This is a genomic window from Mesorhizobium sp. M7A.F.Ca.US.002.01.1.1 (assembly GCF_004022955.1).
Classification (GTDB): Bacteria; Pseudomonadota; Alphaproteobacteria; order Rhizobiales; family Rhizobiaceae; genus Mesorhizobium; species Mesorhizobium ciceri.
Map to the genome: position 1 here is coordinate 1 of NZ_RZQE01000354.1, position 6,232 is coordinate 6,232.

Genomic DNA, 6,232 nt, shown 5'->3' on the forward strand with positions numbered 1-6,232 from the left:
GTTGGCCAGCTTGCCTTCGGCGCGTCCGCGTCTGCGCTCTTCGCCAGCGTCGAGGAAATCGGTTACCCGCCGCTGTTCCTGTCGTTCAACGCCTATACGCTGCGCGCCGAGGCGGCCTACAAGGCCACCGATGGTTCGACGCTCGGCGTGGCCTTGGGTGCGCAGTTCCTGCGCGGCGCCGATAACATCTACCAGCGCTGGCGTCCGACCTGGCAAGTCACCTTCGGCAAGCCTCTGCCGCACGGCTTCGAGCTGCGCGGCACCTATTTCGGCCGCTACGAAACGTCCGAAACCGACGACCCCCTGGCTTCGTGGCTGCAGCGCGCGGAACTGGAACTTGGCATGAAGGTGCGCGAAAACCTCGGCATCGCTTCCGGCATCTTCTATGAGCTCAAGGACAATTTGCTCTACGAGAACCAGGAGCGCCGCAAGGGCGTCTATGCCGAAGCGACGTACAACGCGACCAAATCGATGGCCATTGTCGTTCGCGTCGACGTTTCCGAGACCTTCAAGACCGTGATCGACGAGCGCGAACACACGGTCGATGCATTTGTGGGCCTGCGGGCGAAGATCTAGCTCATTCCCGCGCTTGACTGGGTAGGCCCACAAGCGGAGGCAGGAGGGTGTTGAAGACCCTCCTGCCCACGACACGTGACATAAGGATGCCCGTGACTTTCCTGCTCAGTGACGGCCGCCCAGCTTGTAGCTGTTGCCGCCAAGGACATTGACGCCGATACCGCTGAGAACGCCGGTAAGGACGTTGGTCTTGTTGCCGTTCAGAATGCCCTGGACGACATTGCCGCTCAGGATGTTGTTGCCACTCAGGATGCCATTGAGCGCGGTCACCTGGCCGACACCGATGGACGGCGACACATTGATCAGGCTACCCGAGCTACCTCCCCAGCCGCCGGCATAGGCGCCGACAGTCGAGAACGAAACCATAGCAGCGGTGAGTACAAAAGCGAACTTCTTCATGACTTCTCTCCATTGTTGCTAGTAGTGTTTTCTTCGACTTCTTACGACTTACCCCCGAAACGAGTAGTGCATTTTGCCGAAAGTCTTGCAACCTTGGAGTGTTTAATTTCACGGATACAATCCGTTTTCCATTTCTTAACTTTAATATTTTACGTTAAGAAAATTGGTTACCGTCGACGTCTTGAGCTGGTCAGACGGCGTCGTTTTCCCAACGATCGAGGAATGCTTCGATCGGCATTGCCTGCATGTCGGGAACCGCTCTGGCGAGCTTTTCGACCGGCCAGTTCCACCAGGCGAGAGCTTCGATCCGCGCCGCGATATCCGGAGCGAAGCGTGGCCGGAGAGCCTTCGCCGGCACGCCGGCGACGATCGCGTAGGGCGGCACATCACGCGTCACCACTGCGTTGGCGCCAACCACCGCGCCATTGCCGATGGTGACCCCGGGCATGATCACCGCGCCGTGGCCGATCCAGACATCATGGCCGATGGTCACGGCTTTCGCCTGCCGCCGTTCGCGGAAGGCGGCATCGACGCCCAGCCAGCGAAAATACTCGTTCGGCCGGTAGCTGAGCTTGTGCTGGGTCAGCCGCTCTATGGGATGCTCCAGCGCATTGATGCGGCTGTTGGCGGCGATCGAGCAGAATTTGCCGATCGTCGTGTAGATCGCTTCCGAATGGCGTTCGAAATAGGAGAAGTCGCCGACGGTGACCTCGCGAAGCACCACCCGCTCGCCGATCGAGGCATAACGCCCAAGCTTGCACGCCTTCAACTCCGCGGTCGGATGGATGCGTGGCTCGGGGTCTTTCGGGACGAGATCTTCGGAACGGTCCATGCCGGCGGCTTTACCCCTAGGCGATTGGTCCCGCAAGCGGGGCCAATCGTCCGTCAGATCGTTTCCCGGCAAGGATTCGCCCAGGCGATTGGTCCCGCAAGCGGGGCCAATCGTGCGCCCGGGAAGGAACTGAATCGCCTATTGCGGCTTGCCTTTGCTCCACACCACGTTCTGGCCGTAGAGCGGCACGGTGGTGACCGACATTTTCGCCGAGCCGTTCTGCACCTGGCGCGAATGCGAGAGATAGATCAGCGTCTCGTTGGCCTTGTCGTAGATACGGTTCACCACCTGCTTCTTCCAGATCAGGCTGATGCCTTGCTTGAACACTTCCTCGCCGCCCTCGCTCATGTCGATGTCGCCGATGGTGATCGGGCCGGTCTGGCGGCAGGAGATCGAGGAATCGGACGGATCCTCGAACCAGTTGCCCTTGTGCAGGCGATCGATGATGCCGCGATCGAAATAGGAGACGTGACATGTCACGCCCTCCACCTTGGGGTCCTTGATCGCCTCGACGATGATGTCGTTGCCGAGCCAGTCGACGCCGACCTTGCCGACTTCATCGGCCACGGCGGCCCCGGCACCTAGGACAACGCACGCGGCCAAGGCACCGCCGATCAGTCTTCGCCCAATCAGTCCGTGCCCAATCAGTCGTTGCAAGGGACCCTCCTGCGGTTCGAGTTGCCGGTCACAGGTGGGGCGAGCGGCCCGGCTTTGCAAGCAGATAGGTCGACACCGCAGCGGTTGCGGCAACGCGGCACTTTGCCTGTGCGGGGCCGAACCGCTAAGACTGTCGCACAGGCGCGGCATTGAGCCGGCGCGACGATTTCTGCAGACGGACTTTTCTGATGATGCGTTCTATCCTGGTCGGTATTCTCGTCCTGATGGCGGCCGGCATCGGCTGGCTGACTTTCGACTGGTATCGCGGCCACTATGGCGGCGAGCCATTCGGGGCCGCCTTTACTCTGGTCGACCAGAAAGGCGCGCCGATCACCGAAGCCGCCTTCCGGGGCCAGCCCAGCGTCGTCTTCTTCGGCTTCACCCATTGCCCCGAGGTCTGCCCGACCACGCTGTTCGAACTGGCCGGCTGGCTGAAGACGCTCGGCGACGACGGCAAGAACCTGCACGCCTATTTCGTATCGGTCGATCCGGAGCGCGACACGCCTGAGGTGATGAACGCCTATGTCAGCAATTTCTCCGACCGTATCGTCGGCATCACGGGCGCTCCGGACAAGGTCCATGCCATGGCCAAGTCGTTCGGCATCTATTGGAAGAAGGTCGACACGGGCGACGGCGACTACACGATGGATCATACCGCCTCGGTGCTGCTGCTCAACGCCAAGGGCGATTTTGCCGGCACAATCGCCTACGGCGAAAGCGCCGATACGGCCATCGCCAAGCTGAAGCGGCTGGCGGCGAAAGGCTGATTACCATTTCATGACCCAGACGCGCCTTTACTTCACCACCGGAAAGATCGAGTCCGTCAGCATTTTCGCGGCGCTTGAGGCGGCCTTCGAGGAAGAGGGGCTGCCGATCGCCGTGCTGGAGGTCGACGAGGACAAGGACATCCACGAAGTATCGCTCTATGCCGATGGCGACGTCGATGCGGTCGAGACCCGCTTGAAGGACATCCTTGCCGGCCTTTCCCTGTCGAAGCCGATCGAGCGCGAGCCCCTGCCCGACATCGACTGGGTGGCGCATTCGCTGGAAGAGCTGAAGCCGGTGCGTGCCGGACGTTTCTTCGTCCACGGCGCACATGACCGCAGGAAACGCCACAGCGGCGAACTCGCCATCGAAATCGAAGCCGGCCTCGCCTTCGGCACCGGCCATCACGGCACCACCGCCGGCTGCCTGGAAATGCTGGAAAGAGTGGTCCGGCGCGAACACCCGCGCAATGCGCTCGACCTCGGCACCGGCAGCGCGGTACTGGCGATCGCCGTCGCCAAGCTGGCGCACATTCCGGTGCTGGCCACCGACATCGATCCGGTGGCGGTGCGGGTGGCTGCCGCCAATGCGCGGCTCAACCACGTCAAGGCACTGGTGGAAACAGCAACCGCGCCCGGCTTTCACCATCCGATCTTCGGCAAGCGCGCGCCCTTCGATCTGATCGTCGCCAACATATTGGCGCGGCCGCTGATGCGGCTGGCGCCGCAAATGGCCCATCATATCGCACTTGGCGGCTCGATCGTGCTGTCGGGCATCCTCGAGCGCCAGCGGGACGCGGTCATCTCGGCCTATGTCGGCCAGAATTTCCGCCATGTCAGAACCTTGCACCGCGAGGGCTGGGTGACGATCCACCTGAAGCACTAGACCGGCACCGACCGAGCCTGGACCAAATTCCCCCAGTTGTCAGTCCGGCGATGCTGTAGCAGGTTGCACGCAGCCGGAAATCGATTCCGATTTCCGCGACCGTACGTTACGGTTGCGCGGACTGCAGGAGACCCGCCATGTTCCAGACCTTCGATTCCGCGGGCGACCCGGCCGTCGGCGAACCGCGCGTGGCGCTGCTGCGCCAATGGCTTGAAGCCAACGGGCTGGACGGCTTCATCGTCCCGCGTGCCGACGAGCATCAGGGCGAATATGTCGCCGATCGTTCGGCGCGGCTGAAATGGCTGACCGGCTTCAGCGGCTCGGCCGGCGTCGCCATCGTCCTGCGCGATCGCGCCTTCGTCTTTGTCGACGGGCGCTACACGCTGCAGGTGCGCAGCGAGGTCGATCTCGACGTCTTTTCGATCGAAAGCCTGGTCGACAATCCCCCGGCAGTCTGGCTGAAAGACAATCTCGGCAAGGGCGCACGACTCGGCTTCGATCCATGGCTGCACACGATCAGCGAGGTCAAGGCGCTGCAGGCCTCAGTCGACAAGAACGGCGCCGTACTGGTGCCGCTCGACAAAAACCCGATCGACATCATCTGGAAGGATCAGCCCGACGCGCCGGTGGCCCCGGTCGAGCTCCACCCGATCGGCTTTGCCGGCGAGCTCGCCAAGGACAAGCTGGCGCGGCTGGCGGCGGCGATCGCCAAGGACGGCGCCACCCATGCGGTGCTGACCGACCCCTCCTCCATCGCCTGGGCCTTCAACATCCGTGGCGGCGACGTGCCGCACACGCCGCTGGCGCTCGGCTTCGCCATCCTCGCCGCCGATGGGTCGCACCAGCTTTTCATGGATAAGCGCAAATTCTCGCGCCAGGTCGCCGCCTACCTAACCCAGCTCGCCGAGCCGCATGAGCCCGGCGAATTCGAAGCCGCGATCACAGCGCTTGCCAAGAGTGGCGCGAAAATCGCGCTCGACCCGGTGCTGGCGGCTGACCGGCTGCGCATGCTGGTCGAGGACAATGGCGGCGCCGTCATTGCAGCAGCAGATCCTGCCCGAATCCCGCGCGCCACCAAGAACCAGGCCGAGATCAACGGCTCGCGCGCCGCGCATCGCCGTGACGGTGCGGCCGTGGCGAAATTGCTGTGCTGGCTGGAGCGGCAAAAACCCGGCTCGCTCGACGAGATCGCTGTCGTCACCAGGCTGGAGGAACAGCGCCGGCGGACCGGCGAGGAAACCCAGATGCCGCTGCGCGACGTCTCCTTCGACACCATTTCGGGCGCCGGCCCGAACGGCGCCATCATGCATTACCGCGTGTCGCGCGCCACCAGCCGCAAGCTGCAGGCCGGCGAGCTGTTCCTGCTCGATTCCGGCGCGCAGTATCAGGACGGCACCACCGACATCACCCGCACCGTGCCGATCGGCCAGCCGACGCAGGAGATGCGCGAACGCTTCACCCTGGTGCTGAAAGGCATGATCGGCATTTCCACCTTGCGCTTTCCCGCCGGCACGCGCGGCTCCGAGATCGATGCCGTCGCGCGCATGGCGCTGTGGAAGCACGGCTGCGACTTCGCCCACGGCACCGGCCATGGCGTCGGCTCGTATCTGGCCGTGCATGAAGGCCCGCAGCGTATCGCCCGCACCGGCACCGAAAAGCTGCTCGAAGGCATGATGCTGTCCAACGAGCCCGGCTACTACAAGGAAGGCTCCTACGGCATCCGCATCGAGAACCTGATCCTGGTGACGCCGGCGCAAGAGATCGAGGGCGGCGACATCGCCATGCACGGCTTCGAGACGCTGACGCTGGCGCCGATCGATACCAGGCTGGTGCAGTCGGACCTTCTGACGCGTGACGAGCTGCATTGGCTGGACTCGTACCACGCGCGCGTGCTGGCCGAAATCGGCCCGATGCTCGACGGCGAAACGCTGGCCTGGCTGGAGAAGGCCACCGCGCCGCTGCCGCACGACGCGAAGATCTGATTTTCTGAGGCGCCGAGGGCGTGGCGGAATTCAGGTCAGGACGAGCCGAAAACGATGGGTTCCGTGAACCGGAGCGGAGCGTACTTTTGGGTACGTGAGCTCAGTTCTACCGCGACGCGGTAGAACGGGGAAGCGC

Annotated in this window: 6 protein-coding genes and 1 pseudogene; 4 read left to right on the forward strand and 3 right to left on the reverse strand. The window is 63.3% G+C overall.

The window, feature by feature from the left end; translation table 11 throughout:
* Positions 1–576, forward strand: a pseudogene (locus tag EN932_RS26190) (hypothetical protein); the annotation flags it as partial.
* 105 nt (positions 577–681) lie between these two features.
* Here EN932_RS26190 and EN932_RS26195 read toward each other — a convergent pair.
* The 3 genes from EN932_RS26195 to EN932_RS26205 form a co-directional block, all read right to left on the reverse strand.
* Positions 682–975: a hypothetical protein gene (locus EN932_RS26195; protein WP_013530976.1), complete on the reverse strand. Its 294-nt coding sequence runs from the start codon at positions 973–975 to the stop codon at positions 682–684.
* 190 nt (positions 976–1,165) lie between these two features.
* On the reverse strand, positions 1,166–1,807 hold the full coding sequence (locus tag EN932_RS26200; protein ID WP_063168299.1) for a DapH/DapD/GlmU-related protein: 642 nt from the start codon (positions 1,805–1,807) through the stop codon (positions 1,166–1,168).
* Positions 1,808–1,945: 138 nt separating this feature from the next.
* The gene (locus EN932_RS26205) at positions 1,946–2,464 is read right to left on the reverse strand and encodes a CreA family protein (RefSeq protein ID WP_024501452.1); all 519 of its coding nucleotides are present in this window, start codon (positions 2,462–2,464) and stop codon (positions 1,946–1,948) included.
* A gap of 188 nt (positions 2,465–2,652) precedes the next feature.
* Here EN932_RS26205 and EN932_RS26210 point away from each other — a divergent pair, with 188 nt between their 5' ends.
* From EN932_RS26210 to EN932_RS26220, 3 genes are all read left to right on the forward strand, one after another.
* Positions 2,653–3,231 carry an SCO family protein gene (locus EN932_RS26210; RefSeq protein ID WP_013530973.1) on the forward strand — a complete coding sequence of 193 codons (579 nt, stop codon included), beginning with the start codon at positions 2,653–2,655 and terminating at the stop codon, positions 3,229–3,231.
* Positions 3,232–3,241: 10 nt separating this feature from the next.
* A complete protein-coding gene (locus tag EN932_RS26215; RefSeq protein WP_013530972.1) occupies positions 3,242–4,114 on the forward strand; it encodes a 50S ribosomal protein L11 methyltransferase in 873 nt (290 codons plus the stop codon).
* A 137-nt stretch (positions 4,115–4,251) separates the two neighbouring features.
* The gene (locus EN932_RS26220) at positions 4,252–6,096 is read left to right on the forward strand and encodes an aminopeptidase P family protein (protein ID WP_127385040.1); all 1,845 of its coding nucleotides are present in this window, start codon (positions 4,252–4,254) and stop codon (positions 6,094–6,096) included.
* The last annotated feature ends 136 nt before the right edge of the window (positions 6,097–6,232 follow it).

What these genes read in the sequence shown, in the direction of transcription:
- EN932_RS26210 (WP_013530973.1), top strand. Translation starts at nt 2,653, where the DNA reads ATGATGCGTTCTATCCTGGTCGGTATTCTCGTCCTGATGGCGGCCGGC.
- EN932_RS26215 (WP_013530972.1), top strand. Translation starts at nt 3,242, where the DNA reads ATGACCCAGACGCGCCTTTACTTCACCACCGGAAAGATCGAGTCCGTC.
- EN932_RS26195 (WP_013530976.1), bottom strand. Translation starts at nt 975, where the DNA reads ATGAAGAAGTTCGCTTTTGTACTCACCGCTGCTATGGTTTCGTTCTCG.
- EN932_RS26220 (WP_127385040.1), top strand. Translation starts at nt 4,252, where the DNA reads ATGTTCCAGACCTTCGATTCCGCGGGCGACCCGGCCGTCGGCGAACCG.
- EN932_RS26200 (WP_063168299.1), bottom strand. Translation starts at nt 1,807, where the DNA reads ATGGACCGTTCCGAAGATCTCGTCCCGAAAGACCCCGAGCCACGCATC.